Source organism: Clostridium estertheticum, assembly GCF_018861295.1.
GTDB classification, from domain to species: Bacteria; Bacillota; Clostridia; order Clostridiales; family Clostridiaceae; genus Clostridium_AD; species Clostridium_AD estertheticum_D.
Window position 1 is genome coordinate 24,402 of record NZ_JAHLDM010000004.1, and the last position, 19,050, is coordinate 43,451.

Sequence of the window (19,050 nt, forward strand, 5' to 3'; positions counted from 1 at the left end):
GATTATTTAACTAATTCCAACTCGCATCAATTCTTCCCCTTGTTTAATCTTACCAGATTTTAACTGATTAACAAACTTCATAGAATCAGAATTTGTAATTACAAGTAATACAATAGCTGATTTAGCTTTTTCCTTCACTAAATCCAAATCAAATTCCATTAGTTTTTGTCCCTTCTTAATCACATCTCCAGAATTAATAAATGACTTAAAACCCTCTCCATTCATTTTGACTGTATCAATTCCTATATGAATTAGTATTTCCATTCCATCACTAGTTTTAATTGCTATTGCATGCTTTGTTTCAAACAAACATACTACAGTTCCGTCTACTGGTGAAACCACTATTCCATCTTCTGGATCTACTCCTATTCCTTTTCCCAATAATTCATCAGAAAAAGTTTTGTCCGGAACATCTTTAAGTAATATAACATTTCCATTTACAGGTGATACTAAATTTGAAACAGTATTTGCTTTTTCTTCATTACAAAGTAAAATATCTTCATTATTTTCATCATTATTATCTTTATCTTTATCTATTTCTTCTTCTTTTTCTTTTATTCCAAGGACAGAAGTAACTACAAAAGCTGTTGCAAAAGCTATAACCATACCTATTATATAATTCAAAATAGATGATGGCGGTACAATCGTTGTACCTGGGATTCCACTTACACCCATGCCAGTCATTACTACTTTAGTAAATACTACATAACCACCACCTATAGCACCACCTATAGCTGCCGCAATAAATGGCCTCCTATATCTCAAATTTACTCCGAAAATTGCTGGTTCAGTTATGCCTAGCACCGCTGACAATGATGCTGGACCAGCTATTGACTTCATTTTGGCATTTTTCGTGATAAAATATACTGCAAAAGCAGCTCCACCTTGTGCAACATTCGCCATTGACCAAATTGGTAATAGAAAATCCCTATGAATACTCGGGTTAGCAAGTAACCCTGCCTCAACAGCTTGGAAACTTTGATGTATCCCGGTAATAACTATAAATGAATAAAATCCTCCAAATAATATACCAGCAAAAACACCTGCTGTATTGTATATCGTTACTAAACCAACTGACAGTCCATCTCCTAGAAATCTCCCTACTGGTCCTATTATAAAAAATGTGAAAAACCCTGTAATCAATATTGTTAAGAATGGTGTTAGTAAAATGTCTAATATATCTGGAACTATTTTTCTTAAGCTTCTTTCTATATATCCCATAACCCAAACAGCAATTAATATTGGAAGCACTTGTCCTTGATAACCAACCATACTTACATGAAGTCCATAAAAATCCATTGAATTTTTAATTCCATTTCCTAATGTCCAAGCATTCTGAAGATCTGGATGTATCATTATTCCTGCTAATGTTGCCGCTAGAAAAGGATTAGTTCCAAATTGTTTAGCCGCACTAAACGCAATTAAAACAGGCAAAAACACAAAAGCGGCACTTGAAAACATATTTAATAATATATATATTCCACTTTTAGAATCAATCAAATGGAAATTTTGAAGCATTCCTAAAATCCCCATTAAAAGCCCACTAGCAACTATTGCTGGTATTATTGGAAGAAAAATACTTGATAACATTCTTGCAAATCTCTCAAAAGGATTCATATTTTTCATTGCAGCTTTTTTATTATCGCTTAAACTCGACTCTCCTATTTTAGTTCCTTCAATAAAGGCGTTATATACTTTATTTACTGTTCCTTGACCAATAATAATTTGTAATTGACCCCCACTATTAAATACACCTTTAACAGCTTCCATTTTCTCAATTTTTTTAATATTTGCCTTTTGGTCATCATTTAGAACCAATCTCAATCTTGTAGCACAATGTGCAGCACTTGCTACATTGTTTTCTCCACCTAAATACATTAAAATTTCCTTAGCTATTTTGTTGTAATCCATTTTTACCCTCCTATATTTTTATCTGCACAAAATAATTATTATATTATTTTGTGTCCATTAAGTAGCTGTGGCTAATTTAAATAAAAAAACCTAAATTGAATTAATACAACTAGTGTATAATTTTCAACTTAGGTTTTGCCTGCATAACCAGTAACAATCCTGATATTAACTTTTTAATAAATGTATAAGTCTATAATTTTTCAGAAGATATCTTATACCTTATACTAGAAATAACTCGCTGAATATGAAGACTCAAATAAACTATTTCTCCATCATTTATTGTGTAATAATAATTTTTTTCAATAAATATTTTTATCTTTAATGCACAAGTATATGGTTTATGATAATTTATTTCTACCATCTTCAAAAACTCATTACTATCTTCTGGCAACCTATTATTTGAAATTACCCTTTGTGAGAAATACTTCAAGTGCGTAACAAGTCTATCATAAGAAATATCATTTTCATCAAATTCTATGTTAAAAAAGTATTTTATTATGTTTAATATTTCTTGAACTATTGAAATAATATTTATTGTATTATCCATACTTTGGTTAAGAGCAGCATCTACTAAATGCAGAGCAATATAACCCGCTTCATCTAAATCCATTTTAATACCTATTTCATCTTCAATACAATCCAGTGCCCATAAACCAACTTCGTATTCTTTTTTATGAATCCTTTGTATTTCCCAAAGTAGCTGATTTTTTAAACTAATACCTTCTTTGTATCTTTTAATAGCAAAATCAATATGATCTGTTAATGCAATATAAATATGATCATCAAATTGTGTATTTAATTTTTCTTTCCCATAGCTTATAATTGTCTCTGATAATTTTATATGCTCCATCGGGATTTCATTTATCAATTTTAAAAATTTCTCATTCTCAATTTTATTTTCCAAAATAAAGACTTTTTCAATTTTCAAAACGTCGACCATATCTCCGTTTCTCTTTTGGAAAGCAATTCCTCTGCCCATAATTACCTTTTCACGCTTAGACTTCTCATCTATAGCCGTAACTACATTATTATTCAATATCCTTTTTATAATAATAGTATTCACCCCAATGTCACTATAATTATTAGATTTGTATTCAAATATAAAGCTGAAATTTTACACTAACATACAATATTATTGTATGATCACAAGGCAATTATCTTTAATTGCAATAAAAAAACCCAAAACAAGACAAAGTTTACACTCATCTCAAATTAGGTTTTGCCTGCTAATCAGTAACAATCCTATTATTTAATTTATATTTATGATAACATTTTCATTGTTTTATGTCAATACATTTTTTATACAATATAATAAAAAAATAACACTAAAAAAACCGCCATCATTATTAGTTTGATGACGATTTTTTATATAGTTTTTCAGTGGTCTCTGTTTACATGCTAGCTTTTTATTAATCTATTATTTCTTCAGGTTGTTTTCATGACATGAGCTATCCGATGAACAGCCTGAACAACCACAACCACAGCTACTTTCTCCACTTTTAGCTTTTTTAAACTGTTTTACCAATACTAAAGCAACTAATCCAAATATAATCATAGCTAATACAATTGTAATTATCATAAAAATCCTCCTTTTTAATATAGGTAGGTATGCTTAAATTAAACTTCTTCGCCTAATCCCGGTCTAAATTTACCATTCACTTGTTTTGCGTTAGAACTCCTTCCGGTAGCCAAAACTACTGTAATTACAAAAGCAACAATTAACACAGAGATTACAGCTCCAAATAAACTTCCTGTACCAAATATAAAACCTCCAACTTGATTGATGAGAAGTGCCACCAAATACGCTGTTAATGTTTGAAATCCTAAAGTAATCCATGTCCATTTCCATGAACCCATTTCACGACGCATTGTCCCAATTGCTGCAAAACATGGTGCACACAATAAGTTGAATGCCATAAATGCAAAGGCACCTGAAGCTGTAAATAATGCTGCTACATTACTAGTAAGTGCAACATTATCTTCTGCAGCATCTGCTATACCATATAGAACACCAAAGGTACCAACAACATTTTCTTTAGCTATAAGCCCAGTGACAGTAGCTACAGCAGATTGCCAATTTCCAAACCCAAGTGGTTTAAAGATTGGAGCAATAATATTACCTAAACTTGCCAAAATACTATCTCCTGCATCCACCATATCTAGTGACCAATTAAATGATTGTAAGAACCATATGGTTACACAAGCAGCAAAAATAATTGTACCAGCTTTAATAATGAAGGCTTTTGCTCTTTCCCACATATGTATTAAAACACCTTTTAATCCTGGGATACGATATTGTGGAAGTTCCATAACGAATGGTGATGGATCTCCAGAAAACAATCTAGTTTTCTTCAATATAACACCACAAACAATAACCATTATTATTCCTAAGAAGTATGCAGATGGCGCAACCCAAGAGGCCCCACCGAAAAGTGCACCTGCAATTAATGCAATGATTGGCAGTTTAGCACTACAAGGAATAAATGTAGTTAACATAATTGTCATCTTTCTATCTCTATCATTTTCCATAGTACGAGTTGCCATAATACCTGGCACTCCACAACCTGAACTAATTAACATTGGTATAAACGCTTTTCCTGAAAGCCCAAACCTACGAAAAACCCTATCCATAATAAATGCAACACGAGCCATGTATCCACAATCCTCAAGAATTGATAATAAAAAGAATAAGACCATAATCTGTGGTACAAACCCTAAAACTGAACCTACACCACCAATAATTCCATCTATAATTAATCCTTGTAACCAATCTGCTACATTTGCGTTTGCTAACCAGGTTGTAACGTTACCTTGAATGATTCCTCCAAATAACGTGTCATTAGTCCAATCTGTTACTATTGTTCCAACAGTACTTACTGCAATATAATATACACCAAACATAATTGCTGCAAAAATTGGGAGTGCTAGTAAACGACTTGTAACAATTTTATCAATTTTATCTGATGTTGTTGCTTTTCCCTTATTATTTTTTTTAATTGTTTTTGAGACCACATCGCTAATAAATACATATCGGTCACTAGTAACAATACTCTCACTATCATCATCAAATTCATCTTCATGTTTTTTTATTATTGTTTCTATTTCATTTAATATATCTTTTGAAATATTTAACTTCTCAAGAACATTCTTGTCACGTTCGAAAAGTTTAATTGAAAGCCAACGTGTTTCAATTCCATCATGAGAAATTTTGATAATTACTTTTTCTATTTCTTTCAGAGCTTCTTTAACCTCTACTGAAAATTGCATCTCAAAACCCATTTTCTTTTTTGCCTTCGCAATTCCTATTGCCTTTTGTGCTGCCTCTTTTATGCCGTTACCTTTTAACGCTGAAGTTTCAACCACTGGGCATCCAAAAGTTTTTGATAATTTATCAACGTCTATCTTATCACCGTTTTTCTCTATGATATCCATCATATTAAGTGCTATAACGGTTGGAATTCCGAGTTCTAAAATTTGAGTTGTTAAATACAAATTTCTCTCGATATTAGATGCATCTACTATATTAATAATTGCATCTGGTTTATCATCTAACATAAAGTTTCGAGTTACAACTTCCTCAAGTGTATATGGTGATAATGAATAAATCCCTGGTAAATCAACGATCTCCACATCTTTATTTCCTTTTAATTTACCACCTTTTTTTTCTACTGTAACCCCAGGCCAATTACCAACATATTGTGATGATCCTGTAAGTTCATTAAACATAGTTGTCTTTCCGCAGTTTGGATTGCCGGCAAGACCTATTCTAATTGACATTTTCATTCCCCCTTATTCCTACTATTCTACTACTATCATTTCTGCATCAACTTTACGAAGTGATAATTCATATCCTCGAACATTTATTTCTAATGGATCTCCAAGTGGTGCTACCTTACGCACATATATTTCACAGCCTTTTGTAATCCCCATATCCATAATACGTCTACGAATAGCTCCCTCACCCTCAACCTTTTTAACCTTAACGGTTTGTCCTACCCGAATCTCTCTTAATGTACTCATTATTATACCTCCTAGACTATTATTCGACTTGCCATACCTTTATCAAGGGCAATTCTACTACCTTTAACATTAAGAATCAGGTTCCCTCCTAGTTCAGATATAACAGTGACAGTTTCACCTATAACAAAGCCTAGACTACTTAAAAACCTCCTAGTTTTATCATTTCCAGTAATCTTCTTAATACTCATTTCATTTCCAGTAGCTGCTAATATTATTGGCATAATAATTCCCCCTTAAATGTTAGGATATTTTAATTTAAAATAATCAGCTCTGTCATTCTGAAGATATTGATAAACAACCTCGTTTGATAAGCGTTCTTATTTGCCTTACTTTTCTATTATAGCATAACATAAAAATAATGAAAGTGATTTTCATTATTATTTAGAATTTTTTTACACATATGGTTTTATATCTGTATTCCTCTGGAGTATTTAGTATAACCATCTCTATTTATAAAAGTTCAATCCCCTTTTTATATATTTTGATTATAATATTCATTTTTATTCAAATATTAAATTTACTTTTCTATTTAGTTATACTAACTAAACCTAAAAGTACACCTATTAAACTACCTTAAATTCAATTAATATTAAAATTCATTTTCAAATGTAAAATCCCTATAATTCATGACCTGAGCTGATTTATAATAATCACCCATTCTTTTTTTTCCTATTGCGTACATAATCATCATGGATAGTATTCCAAGTGGAATGGAAGCAAGAGTCATAAGTGCAAGCTTCCAGTCAACGAGAAACATAGCAAGATAAATAATAAAAACACTCATAACATTTTTTTGAGCATTCCCACACCTTTGGCCTAAATCACTCCAAGGGGTTGTTTCTCTAATTTCTCCTGCAAGCAAACACGTAAATTCATCAATGTTTCATAGGCTGCTTCATGGGATAAAGCCAATCCTCTCCCATAGAATACCCCTTGTAAAATAAGAGCGATTAACATTCCTGCAACACGAAATAATAAATAGTTTTCTGTAATCTGTTTTCCATGAATCAAGGGTACAATAATCTGGTAGGCCATTACAAAAGGAATAACTCCCATAATAATTGCAATTAATAGAAAAAATACAAATAACCTTATTTTTCCATTGTTTTCATTTCCATAATACAAAAGCTTACTTAACATTTAGTTTTCTCCTTTCAGCTTAACTTCATAAAGATTTTAACTTAATCTATTCATAAAATCTCCACATAAAAAATAGAATTAGTTAGTTTCCTCTAACCAATTCCATTTTATATATTAGTCTATTTAATTTCTACCTAACTTAGACATAAATACTCACTTTAGACATTTTTTATACGATATAATCAAACGAAAACGCACCGTAATATTCCTTCATTAACCATTACTTGATAAAATTACGCTTTATTAATTTCTATTGTATGAAATTTTAGATCTTTATATTTACCGAACTTTTCTTTAACAGTTGATAAATTTTCATCTGTGTAAAATCCACCTTGTGTATGGTAAATTTCTTCTAAATGGTGTTCTCTTCCTTTAATAGTAGTACGGTCACGACTTAATCCATCTTTCGCAATAACAAATTTCCATTTACCAGCTTCTGTTTTTTCTAAGTCTCCACCAGCACCACAAACTTGACATTCAATTGGGAATTGTAACCCATCCCATTGAGCTTCCCCTAAAATCAATGCATTAGAATGACAATTTGGACACCAACCCATATTTTCATCCCCTAACCACACTCTTTTTTCTGCTTTGGTATTTAATGATTTCATAACATTGTTACCAATTTCTTCGGCACGTTTAATCATACCATCATGCAATAAACATTGTTTTGGAGCTGGCACACGAGTGGCCAAATACATATCAATAATTTTAAAATCATTTGTAAAACAAGTTGCCTGCATAGCTTCTAATGCCATGGACTGCCATGAACGAGTAGATCCTCCCACAGCAATTAAAGCACCAACTCTATCTTTATGCTCAATTTCACCAATTGATTCTAAAAATGCAGATTCATAACTTAAATTTCTATGCATAAATTTTAAAAATGTTGCAGTTGGCATTAAATCATATGTAGGTGCTGAGAAAATAACAGCATCTTGATTTAACATAACTTCCATAATTGCTTTTTTATCATCCTTTTTATCTAAGCTGCACCCAACGTTTTTACCAATAGTCATACCATTTGTACATGCTGTACATCCTGTACAATCCATAATGTTGTAATTCCTTAGATTAATCATTGTGATTTCCGCCCCTTGTTTTTCACAAGCTAAAAGTGCCTCCTTTAATAAAATTTCAGAATTTGAATCTTTTCTACCAGCTGTAACGCCCATTACTTTAAAAGTCATAATAAAATCTCCTCTTTATATATCATATATATTACTATATTATTGTTAATACGTGTTTTTTTTGTTACACTAATGAGTGAACATTTATAATATTAACATAAATTAATACACCATTCATCAGAAATAATTATGAAACTGCCATACTTTAATAGTATAATTCTAGAAATTTTTCTAATCTACATAAGGAGGTAATTTTTTGCCTAAACTAAAAACATTATTAAATTTTCTTGAAAACAAATCAAACATTAAAATTTCGGGGAAACATAATCCGGATACTATTATTGATGAAGTATTATTTTTACAAGATAATATGAAGCTTTCTCCCAACACTTTATATTTAACAACAAAAAAACATAAATCTTTATTAATTAATAGAGAAAACATTTTAACTATCGTAAATAAAGCAAGTGAAAACATTCACTCGTTGCAGATTGAGACTAAAAATAGTATAGAAGAAATTTATAGATTAATTTGTGAATTTATGTTTACAGAATATAAACTATTTGCTAAAAAGTTGAATATTTATAATAGCTTATCTGCTTGTAATGATATTAATAAAACTTTAAATATATGTGAAAGCTATTTAAATAATCCTATTTTTATTTTAGATACTAGTTATCGTATTATTGGTCGTTCCACTTTTGCTAATTCTATTACATCTAGTATAGAAACTTATAATGATCAAACTTATCTGTTAATTGATACTGTTAATCTTATGAAAAAAGATAAATGTATAGACAATATTTATAGTTCAAGTACATCTTTTTTTCACGCTTCTGATAAGAACCTTATCTTTTGTGGTATTCGTATTAATAACGTTACTGTAGCGTACATATGTATTTTACAAGGAAATCGAGAATTTCTTGAAGAAGATTTAGAACTAACCAACACTTTAGCGCAAACTCTTTCTATACAAATGCAAAAGGATAACTTATTTATAAATAGTTCAGGACTAGAAGAAGAATATTATTTAATGGATTTATTAAAAAATTCAATTAGTAATCTAAACTATATAGAAGAAAGACTAAAAAATATAGATTTTAAATTAAATAAAAATATATTATTAATTGTTATACCTTTTCGCCAAACATATCAAGATTACCGTCATAATTTTGGATTAAAGCAGTTAATTGTTACTACTAAAAATATATTTGGAAATTGTATTTCTGCTTATTATGAAGATAGTATCATTCTCATGGTAAGTAAAGATGATGATGAAGTATTTTCTGAAAACACAAAAACAAGGTTTATAAATTTTTTAAAGCTCAACAATTTAAACGCCGGGATTAGTTTGACATTTCAAAGCATACTTGAAACAAAGGAGTTTTATAAACAGGCTACTTACGCTTTAAAATTAGCAGAAAACTTAAACATAAAGGGTTTCTTATTTTATTTCAAAGACTATATAGAATACTATCTATTTCATATATTGCAAAGCAAGGATAATAGTATTGAAAAAATTGAACTACACACATTAGTCGATCCATCGATTAACAAGCTTATATGGATCGATAAAAACAATAATTCAGTATTATTACAAACATTAATGGTTTATCTAGAAAGTAATAGGAATGCAAAATTGACCTCAAAAAAACTAAATATACATTGTAGTACATTTTTTTACCGTTACCATAAGATAGAAGAATTATTGAAAATTTCACTAAGTAACAGTGATATTTTGTTTAAATTTGAATTATCATTAAAAATTCTAAGATACCAAAAATAAGAACTGTATTGAATATTTCAATACGGTTCTTATTTTTGGCATGAATAAAACCACCAACTATTATTAAATCGGTGGTCTAATAGTAAATATTTTACTCAAGTTCAAAGGCGCCAGTATAGAGCTGATAATACTTTCCTCTCTCTGATATTAAATTTTCGTGGTTACCACATTCAATGATTCGGCCTTCATCAAGCACCATAATTTCATCAGCATTTTTCACTGTAGAAAGCCTGTGAGCAATTACAAATACCGTACGACCTTGCATAAGCGAATCCATACCTCTTTGTACAATCGCCTCTGTACGCGTATCGATACTAGAAGTGGCTTCATCAAGGATCATAACTGGAGGGTTTGCAACAGCAGCTCTTGCAATGGACAATAATTGTCTTTGGCCTTGTGATAATCCAGATCCATCTCCTGATAAAATAGTATCATAACCCTTTGGCATCATGGAAATAAACCCATCAGCATTTGCAAGTCTTGCAGCTGCATAAATTTCTTCATCCGTAGCATCAAGCTTGCCGTATTTGATGTTTTCCATAATAGTTCCAGTAAATAAATTTGTATCTTGAAGCACAACTCCAAGAGAACGACGCAAATCACTTTTTCTAATTTTGTTAATGTTGATATCATCATATCGAATTTTACCATCTTGAATATCATAGAAACGATTAATCAAATTAGTTATGGTGGTTTTTCCAGCACCAGTTGCACCAACAAATGCTAACTTTTCACCAGAATGTGCATCAAGGCTTACATTATGCAATACAGTTTTTTCTTCATTATAACCGAAATCTACATCAAAAAATTGCACATCTCCTGTTAATTTAGTGTAGGTAACAGTACCATCTTCATGTGGGTGCTTCCAAGCCCATATTCCTGTACGCTTTTTAGTTTCACATAAAATATCACCCTCATATTTAGCATTTACTAGTGTTACATAACCTTCATCCTCTTCGGATTCTTCATCCATCAATTCAAAAATACGTTGTGCACCCGCCAGTGCCATAATAACAGCATTGAGTTGTTGAGAAATTTGACCAATAGGCATACTGAAAGTTTTACTAAGCTGTAAGAATGAGGCAATAGCCCCTAGGGTTAATCCACCAATTCCACTTAGTGCTAAAACTCCTCCAACAATGGCAACCAAGACATAAAGGAGATTACCTAAATTCGACATAATAGGCATAAGTATATTTGCATAATTATTTGCTTTTGTAGCATTATCACAAAGTTCCTCGTTTAGAAGGTCGAACTGTTCTTTTGAATCTTCCTCATGGCAGAACACCTTAACCACATTTTGTCCATTAATCATTTCCTCGATAAATCCATTTGTTTTACCCATAGAACTTTGCTGTTTAATAAAAAATTCAGAACTCCTCCCAGTAATTTTCCCAGTAATAAATAGCATAACTACCACCATTATAATTACAAGCACAGTTAAATGCCAACTGACATAAAGCATGGCCAAAAATACGCTTACAATAGTAATTGCAGAGGAAAACATCTGTGGAATACTTTGAGATAACATCTGCCTTAAGGTATCTATATCATTAGTATAGCGACTCATAGTGTCACCATGTGAATGAGTATCGAAATATTTTATAGACAAAGTTTGCATATGAGAATACATTTCATCTCTAATTTTCTTTTGTACCCCTTGGCCTATGGTTACCATTAATCTGTTATAGAGAAATGTCGCCACAACGCCAATACAATAAATACCAGCCATCACAAGTATAGCTTTTAAAAGTCCAGAGAACACTGGATTTGAAACTTTCAGTAGCGGAGTAATGTAATCATCAATCACTATTTGAAGAAAAAGTGAACCCCCCACCCCTGCAAGAGCACTGAATAATATGCATATAATAACAATTATAAACTGTATTTTATAAGCACTTGTAACATATGAAAATAATCTTTTCATGGTTTTTCCATCTGATTTAGGTTTGGACTTATTATTATTTTTCATTTGTCTCTACCCCTTTCATCTGTGAAGTATAGACTTCTTGATAGATTTTATTGGTTTTTAAAAGTTCATCATGAGTCCCTATGGCATCTATTCTACCAGCATCCATTATAATTATCTTATCGGCATCCTCCACCGAGGATATACGCTGAGCTATAATAATCTTTGTGGTATTTGGGATTTCCTCTTTGAATGCAAGGCGGATTAGAGAATCTGTTTTCGTGTCTATAGCACTAGTAGAATCGTCTAAAATTAATATTTTAGGCTTCTTAAGCAGTGCACGTGCAATACAAATCCTTTGCTTTTGACCCCCAGAAACATTGGAACCTCCCTGTTCAATGTAGGTGTCATATTTATGTGGGAATTTCGCAATAAAATCATCCGCTTGTGCTAGCTTGCACACTCTTATGAGTTCATCATCCGAAGCATCTTTATTTCCCCACCTAAGGTTCTCTTTGATTGTTCCTGAAAAAAGTACATTTTTTTGTAGAACCATGGCAACTTCATCACGTAAGGCTTGTATATCATATTTGCGCACATCTACCCCACCGACTAAAATATTGCCACTTGATACGTCATAAAGTCTAGGAATTAGTTGAACAAAAGTAGTTTTTGCACTTCCAGTACCACCAATGATACCAATGGTTTCACCAGCCTTGATAGAGATATCAATTTTTTTAAGGCAGAGTTTATTTTTGTCATCATTGTAGCTAAAATCTACATTTTCAAAGTTCACACAGCCATTAGGCACTTCATAAATAGGCTGCTCTGGGTTATGCAAACCACTTTTTTCATCTAGAACCTCTACAATTCTTTCTGCTGAAGCACGAGAAATTGTAATCATGACAAAAACCATTGAAAGCATCATCAAACTCATTAAAATTTGTGCAGCGTAAGCCAGTAAACTCATTAATTGACCTATGGTCATAGTTGAACCTACAATCATCTTTGCACCAAACCAAGAGATTAAGAGAATACATGTATACATGGTAAACTGCATAAGTGGACCGTTAAAAGCTAATAATTTTTCTGCTTTTGAAAAATCATTATAGATTTTTGTAGATACCTCTCCAAATTTGCTTTTTTCATGTTCTTCACGAACATAAGATTTTACAACTCTAATACCACTTATGTTTTCTTGTACAACATTGTTTAGATGGTCGTAAGTACGGAATACTTTCTCAAAAATAGGATGGGCGTTGATAATAATTAAGTAAAGCCCAAATCCTAAAAATGGGATAGCTACAAGAAATACTAAAGCTAATTTTGCATTAAGGTTAAATGCCATAATCAAAGAAAAAATAAGCATTAACGGACTTCGTACTAAAATACGAATAATCATCTGGTAAGAATTTTGAACATTGGTCACATCTGTAGTTAACCTAGTTACTAGGCTTGCAGTTGAAAATTTTTCAATATCCGAGAATGAAAAACTCTGTATATTGTAATACATTTCTCGCCTTACATTTTTTGCATATCCTGCAGATGCTTTGGCTGCATATCTTCCTGATTGCATACCGAAAAAAAGTGAAAATATAGTACACAGCACTAGGACAATACCCATTTTACTGATGTAACCTAAATTTCCTTTTGAGATTCCGTTATCAATAATTTGTGCCATTAGGAAAGGTATTATAACCTCCATAATAACCTCAAATGTTACAAAAACGGGCGCAAGGATGGTGTCTTTTTTATACTCACCTACGCATTTTGCAAGTCGTTTAATCATAATTTGGTAACCTCCATACATTAGTATTTGTCATTATCCATACAGTTAGGTAACTAACAACACAGCAAAAAAATAACCGTCTGTCTATTCCTAACAAGATAGTTAACTATTCTATATTTTTTGAAATTTTGTTCACAAGCCGAAGGAAAGTTTCAATTTCTTCATTTGTTAAACCCTTCGCAATTTTTTGTTCTACTTGAATAATTTGGGCTTCTATCTTTAGATGAATGCCAAAAGCTTTTTCAGTGAGAATAAGTTTTTTTAATCGTGCATCGCAAGACACCGCTTCCCTAGTTATCAGTTCATTTTTTTCCATAAGTTGTAAAATAACAGTAGCTGTAGACCTCCTAATGTTAAACGCAATTTCAACATCTTTTTGGAAAACATCTCTTTTATCTACGTTATCACAAAGATAACCAATGATCCAGCACTGCATTCCTGTTATGCCATCAATCTCACATTTTGAAACGCCAATATCAATTTGTCGTTTCACTTGATTAGAAAGTGTTTTTACTACAAATCCTATAGCCTTTGAACGATCCATAAAGCATCTCCCCATTATGTTAGCATACTAACAATTTTAATACTTGATGCTGTAATTGTCAAACTTTATCAAAAATCACCTTAGCAGTTGTATAATTATCTGAGGGTATTAATGATGGAGGCTGTACTTTACCTTTAAAATACTTTTTTCATAATTTTCACAAAAAACAATTATTGGAGCAACTAAAATTGCATTTAGCTCCTCCAATTTATTATCTAATTTTCTTGCTGCACAATTTTATAATAAGTCTTTGCTGTCAACCTATAAACTACAGCGTATAACACTGCAAAGATTACAACAGTCCCAGATATTGCAAGTATTAATGTACTGGTACTAAAGGGACCAAACAAAGATAATATTTTAGATACAACGTTGAAAGCAACTGCAATGTGGATTGCTGCTACTGCTAGTGGAAGGAAAAACACCATAAGTATTTGCTTGTTTATAGTGTTTTTTACCTGCTTTTTGCTCATACCTACCTTTTGCATGATTTTAAATCTTTCGCTATCATCATACCCTTCAGAAATTTGCTTATAGTAAATTATTAAAACTATTCCCATTGTAAATAATAGTCCTAAAAAACATCCAATAAATATGAATCCACCATTAAGTATATAAAACTCTTCTCTATCTGTATAAATACTTTGAAAATCACTGTCTTTCATAACATTTATATGGCTTTTTAATGAATCACAGAATTTTATAGTATCCTCTTTATTACCATCAATATCAAATGCAATACGATGAGTAGCATTTACAAATCCTTTGGCATTTTTTCCTTCATGTGTATCCTTTAAGCTATTCATATCCTTAACTATAATTCTATATTCATCTATTAAGTTATTTTTATTTTTATTCGCTATCTTTATTTTATTAAGTTTCTCTTTCACTTTAAACTTTTTATCATTTAAAACAATAGAATCATAATTAAATTCCTTACCTACTGAAAAGATGAGTACTTCATTATCTTTTAAAGATACAGCTTTACCTTCCATTTTGTTATAATCTTCTAAGGTATAAAAATGTATACTTTTTATATCACTAACATCAGGTACATCTGCTTTAAGAATTTTGAATGAATTTTTTTCTTGTAATGTCATTAGTTCTTTATCGTCAAATTCTACTTGGTTTTTTAGTGTTACATGACTCTTAGCAGCTTCTTCTTTTATCATATTTGCTACACTATCCTTTTCTTTTGCTGCTGCATTTCCTATAGATAATGCTACATCTAGTGGATAAGCAATTTTTAAGCTGCTTTCTTGTCCAGCATATAAAGCAACAGTAGTTGATAATGTTAGTAATACCGCTGTACTTAAAATGCAAATATTAGCCAGACCTACAGCATTTTGCTTCATACGATAGATCATTCCAGATACTGAAACAAAATTCTTTGTTTTATAGAAAAATTTCTTATTTTTCTTTAACATCTTCAAAAACGCTATACTTCCAGCTGTAAAAGTACTATAGGTTCCAACAATAACTAAAATTACTGCTATAAAAAATATAACAAATGCTTTCAATGGTGATTCTAAATTAATGGCAAGGCCATACCCAGCAGCTAATTCAATAACACCAGAAATAGCTAATATCCAAGATGTCTTTGGTTCCTTTTCCCCTTTTTGCCCACCTTTTAGTAATTCAATAGGATTGGTAATCTTAACTTGTAGAAGATTTCCTATTAAAATAGCTACAAAAATTATACTAAATAATTCTATAGTTTGTATTATTGCTGGCACTGATATTGAAAATGAAGATGAAATAGTAATATCCAGTTTCATTAAATTTATTAATATTAAAAATATTAATTTTCCAATTATAATTCCACCGAAAATACCTAAAACTAAGCTAATAGCAGCTACTATTAAGGTTTCAATAGAAAGAACCTTGGCAATATGCTTTTTTTCCATTCCAAGCACATTATAAAGACCTATTTCCTTCTTTCTTCTCTTTATTAAGAAACTATTAGTATAAAATAGAAATACTATAGAAAATATTGCTATAACTTTAACTGCAAATTTCAGAATCATTTTTAATGTTTCTGGATGTCTAATCTTATCTAATCCTTCATTTAATGCTATACAATCCATGGTGTAAAACATAATGATTGCACTTATACAAGCTAATATATAGGGCAAATAAGTTTTACTGTTTTTCTTTAAATTAGTCTTAGCAAATTTGAAATAAAAGGAACTATTCATTTTCACTACCTCCTGTAGTTAACAGAGTTAGTGTATTTGAAATCTTTTGATACATTTCATCATTACTCATAGCTCCACGATAAATTTGATTAAAGAGCTTTCCATCCTTTATAAAAAGTACACGACTAGCATGACTTGCAGCTATTGTACTATGTGTAACCATAAGGATAGTTTGACCAGATTTATTTATAGCTGAGAATAATTTCAGAATCTCCCCTGCGGACTTTGAATCTAATGAACCTGTTGGCTCATCTGCAAGAACTAATTTTGGATTTGTAATAATAGCTCTGGTTATTGCTGCCCTTTGCTTTTGTCCTCCTGATACTTCATAAGGATATTTTTCTAATATATCTTTAATTCCTAACTTATTTACAATTGGTTGTAGTCTGCTATCCATTTCTTTATAGTCTTTTCCTGATAACACAAGTGGCAGGAATATATTATCCTTTATAGAGAAGGTATCAAGTAAATTAAAATCTTGAAACACATAACCTAAATGATTTCTACGAAAAGCTGATATTTCACTTTCCTTTATGTTAACAATATTTTTACCTTCTAATAAGACTTCTCCACTTGTAGGTTTATCAAGTGATGCTAATATATTAAGCAATGTAGTTTTACCTGATCCTGATTCCCCCATAATAGCTATATATTCACCAGCTTCTACTGAAAATGAAACATCATCTAAGGCTTGAACCTTATTACCCCCAAATCTTGTTGAATATATCTTCTTTAAATTTTTAACTTCTACTAATACCATATTGACCCCTCCAATTTTTACTTTAGGAAATTGATTTACGTTATTTCCTAACTTATAAATTAATTATACAAAAAAAAGGAATGCTCTGCCTTAACTTAAGCTTACACTTCCTTCTTTAACCTTACATTTATGTAAGGCTAGTCTATATTTATTTTATCTGTAGTAAAATCAATAGCTACCTTTGTTCCTTTTCCTATTTCTGAGGTCATTGATATTTTATGGGATAATCTTGTAATAATTTCTTTACATAAATATAATCCTATTCCTGTTGATTTCTTGTCCATTCTGCCATTATACCCTGTAAACCCTCTTTCAAAAACCCTTGGAATATCTTCAGAGGCTATTCCTATGCCAGTATCCTCAATTATTAAGGTTTTCTCCAAATTCCCCTCTATATAAATTGAAATGCTGCCGCTTTTTGTATACTTTAATGCATTAGATAAAATTTGTTCTAGTACAAATGTAATCCATTTTTCGTCAGTTATTACTTTGCAATCAAACTCCTTGAAATTCAGTGAAATTTTATTATATATGAAAGTGACTGCATATTTCTTCACGGCTTGACGAATAATGTCATGTAGTGAATATACCTCTAATTTTAAATCAGAGGACAAACTCCCTAGCCTTATATAATGCAACACCATCTCTACATATTGTTCAATTTTAAATAGCTCCTGCTCCATAAGTTTTTTTTCTATACCTGCCTGCATAGACTGAATAATCATAGAAAAAGCCGCAATTGGGGTCTTTATTTGATGTGCCCACATTGTATAATAATCAACCATCTCACTTAATTTATTGTCCGTGTTATATAATACTTCTGATTTTTCCTTAAATATAGTTGTAATAATACTCTGGTAGTCTTTTTCTATTAAGGTCTTAGCCTTTGGTAGCTTATCCAGTTTAAATTGTATCCCACTGAGAATATCTTGAAGAATCATATGCTTATGATAATATACACTAAAATCATAAAGACTAAATAAAAAGGCTAATGTAGCTGATAGTAAGGTTGCATATAAAATAGGCTCTACTGGAAGATGATATAACGAATATACAATGAAAAATATCATTATAAAAATCAAAAATTTAATAATTGTTTTTATTTTCTCCATGCAATAGGAAATTATAATAGTCCAAATATAATTTTTTTTCATCTTAATCACCCACTATATATCCTATGCCTTTTTTTGTCCTAATAAACTCCTTAAGCCCTATATCCTCTAGCCTTTTTCGAAATCTAGTGACATTAACCGTTAAAGTATTATCATCAATAAAACTATCACTTTCCCACAGTTTCCTCATAATATCATCACGGGAAACCACATTGTTTTTGTTTTCTAAAAGAATCTGTAATATCTTGAACTCATTTTTACTTAAATCCAGCTTATCATTCTTATAGGTAAGAGTCAGCTCTCCTAAATTAAGAACAGCTCCATCACTTTCTAAAATGTTTACTTGTCCTTGAAAAGAATATGTCCTCCTAAGTAAGGCCTGTATCTTTGCAACTATTACATTTAAATCAAAAGGCTTTGCAATAAAATCATCAGCTCCCATATTAATAGCCATAATTAAATTCATATTATCACTGGCGGAAGAAGCAAAAATTATTGGAATCCTTGATATTTTCCTAATTTCCATACACCAATGAAATCCATTATAAAAAGGCAAAGTAATATCCAAAATCACCAGTTGCGGATCATATTTTATAAATTCATCAATAACATTATTAAAATCAAAAATAATTTCTGCCTCATAACCCCATTTGCACAATTGATTTTTTAATATACTTGATATAGTTGGGTCATCTTCTACAATCAATATTTTATACATGCTATACCTCCTTTCCCATTATTTATATATACA

Annotated in this window: 17 protein-coding genes; 1 reads left to right on the plus strand and 16 read right to left on the minus strand. The window is 30.9% G+C overall.

All coding sequences use genetic code 11. The features are described from left to right. Nucleotides 1-6: 6 nt before the first annotated feature. The 9 genes from KPL54_RS05810 to KPL54_RS05850 all read right to left on the minus strand — a co-directional run bounded on the left by KPL54_RS05810 (nucleotide 7) and on the right by KPL54_RS05850 (nucleotide 8,261). Entirely contained in the window at nucleotides 7-1,911 is a 1,905-nt protein-coding gene (locus tag KPL54_RS05810; RefSeq protein WP_216105691.1) for a sucrose-specific PTS transporter subunit IIBC, read from the minus strand. 190 nt (nucleotides 1,912-2,101) lie between these two features. Next, nucleotides 2,102-2,974 (minus strand): BglG family transcription antiterminator LicT, encoded by an 873-nt coding sequence (gene licT, locus KPL54_RS05815; RefSeq protein WP_268038430.1) that lies wholly within the window; start codon nucleotides 2,972-2,974, stop codon nucleotides 2,102-2,104. Between the two features lie 354 nt (nucleotides 2,975-3,328). Beyond that, nucleotides 3,329-3,490 (minus strand): FeoB-associated Cys-rich membrane protein, encoded by a 162-nt coding sequence (locus tag KPL54_RS05820; protein WP_152749956.1) that lies wholly within the window; start codon nucleotides 3,488-3,490, stop codon nucleotides 3,329-3,331. A gap of 38 nt (nucleotides 3,491-3,528) precedes the next feature. Next, the gene (gene feoB, locus KPL54_RS05825) at nucleotides 3,529-5,688 is read right to left on the minus strand and encodes a ferrous iron transport protein B (RefSeq protein WP_216105692.1); all 2,160 of its coding nucleotides are present in this window, start codon (nucleotides 5,686-5,688) and stop codon (nucleotides 3,529-3,531) included. A 21-nt stretch (nucleotides 5,689-5,709) separates the two neighbouring features. Continuing rightward, nucleotides 5,710-5,931, minus strand: coding sequence for a FeoA family protein (locus KPL54_RS05830; protein WP_216105693.1), 222 nt, complete (start codon nucleotides 5,929-5,931; stop codon nucleotides 5,710-5,712). A gap of 11 nt (nucleotides 5,932-5,942) precedes the next feature. Next, entirely contained in the window at nucleotides 5,943-6,152 is a 210-nt protein-coding gene (locus KPL54_RS05835; protein ID WP_216105694.1) for a FeoA family protein, read from the minus strand. A 368-nt stretch (nucleotides 6,153-6,520) separates the two neighbouring features. Next, nucleotides 6,521-6,793, minus strand: a complete 273-nt coding sequence (locus tag KPL54_RS05840; RefSeq protein ID WP_216105695.1) for a hypothetical protein — start codon at nucleotides 6,791-6,793, stop codon at nucleotides 6,521-6,523. Next, nucleotides 6,748-7,071, minus strand: coding sequence for a hypothetical protein (locus tag KPL54_RS05845; RefSeq protein WP_216105696.1), 324 nt, complete (start codon nucleotides 7,069-7,071; stop codon nucleotides 6,748-6,750). Before KPL54_RS05845 ends, KPL54_RS05840 begins: the two co-directional genes overlap by 46 nt. Nucleotides 7,072-7,304: 233 nt before the next feature. Continuing rightward, nucleotides 7,305-8,261 carry a flavodoxin family protein gene (locus KPL54_RS05850; RefSeq protein ID WP_216105697.1) on the minus strand — a complete coding sequence of 319 codons (957 nt, stop codon included), beginning with the start codon at nucleotides 8,259-8,261 and terminating at the stop codon, nucleotides 7,305-7,307. A gap of 196 nt (nucleotides 8,262-8,457) precedes the next feature. Between KPL54_RS05850 and KPL54_RS05855 the strand changes: the two genes are divergently transcribed. Next, nucleotides 8,458-9,987, plus strand: coding sequence for a PucR family transcriptional regulator (locus KPL54_RS05855; protein WP_253203361.1), 1,530 nt, complete (start codon nucleotides 8,458-8,460; stop codon nucleotides 9,985-9,987). A 91-nt stretch (nucleotides 9,988-10,078) separates the two neighbouring features. Here KPL54_RS05855 and KPL54_RS05860 read toward each other — a convergent pair whose 3' ends face one another. The 7 genes from KPL54_RS05860 to KPL54_RS05890 all read right to left on the minus strand — a co-directional run bounded on the left by KPL54_RS05860 (nucleotide 10,079) and on the right by KPL54_RS05890 (nucleotide 19,017). Continuing rightward, nucleotides 10,079-11,959 carry an ABC transporter ATP-binding protein gene (locus KPL54_RS05860; RefSeq protein ID WP_216105698.1) on the minus strand — a complete coding sequence of 627 codons (1,881 nt, stop codon included), beginning with the start codon at nucleotides 11,957-11,959 and terminating at the stop codon, nucleotides 10,079-10,081. After that, nucleotides 11,949-13,685 carry an ABC transporter ATP-binding protein gene (locus KPL54_RS05865; RefSeq protein WP_216105699.1) on the minus strand — a complete coding sequence of 579 codons (1,737 nt, stop codon included), beginning with the start codon at nucleotides 13,683-13,685 and terminating at the stop codon, nucleotides 11,949-11,951. The genes KPL54_RS05860 and KPL54_RS05865 overlap by 11 nt, the downstream gene beginning before the upstream one ends. A 106-nt stretch (nucleotides 13,686-13,791) precedes the next feature. Beyond that, entirely contained in the window at nucleotides 13,792-14,229 is a 438-nt protein-coding gene (locus KPL54_RS05870; RefSeq protein ID WP_216105700.1) for a MarR family winged helix-turn-helix transcriptional regulator, read from the minus strand. Between the two features lie 215 nt (nucleotides 14,230-14,444). After that, a complete protein-coding gene (locus tag KPL54_RS05875) occupies nucleotides 14,445-16,427 on the minus strand; it encodes an FtsX-like permease family protein (RefSeq protein ID WP_216105701.1) in 1,983 nt (660 codons plus the stop codon). Continuing rightward, nucleotides 16,420-17,187, minus strand: coding sequence for an ABC transporter ATP-binding protein (locus KPL54_RS05880; protein WP_216105702.1), 768 nt, complete (start codon nucleotides 17,185-17,187; stop codon nucleotides 16,420-16,422). The genes KPL54_RS05875 and KPL54_RS05880 overlap by 8 nt, the downstream gene beginning before the upstream one ends. A gap of 137 nt (nucleotides 17,188-17,324) precedes the next feature. Continuing rightward, on the minus strand, nucleotides 17,325-18,341 hold the full coding sequence (locus KPL54_RS05885) for a sensor histidine kinase (protein ID WP_216105703.1): 1,017 nt from the start codon (nucleotides 18,339-18,341) through the stop codon (nucleotides 17,325-17,327). Between the two features lies 1 nt (nucleotide 18,342). After that, a complete protein-coding gene (locus KPL54_RS05890; protein WP_216105704.1) occupies nucleotides 18,343-19,017 on the minus strand; it encodes a response regulator transcription factor in 675 nt (224 codons plus the stop codon). Nucleotides 19,018-19,050: the final 33 nt, after the last annotated feature.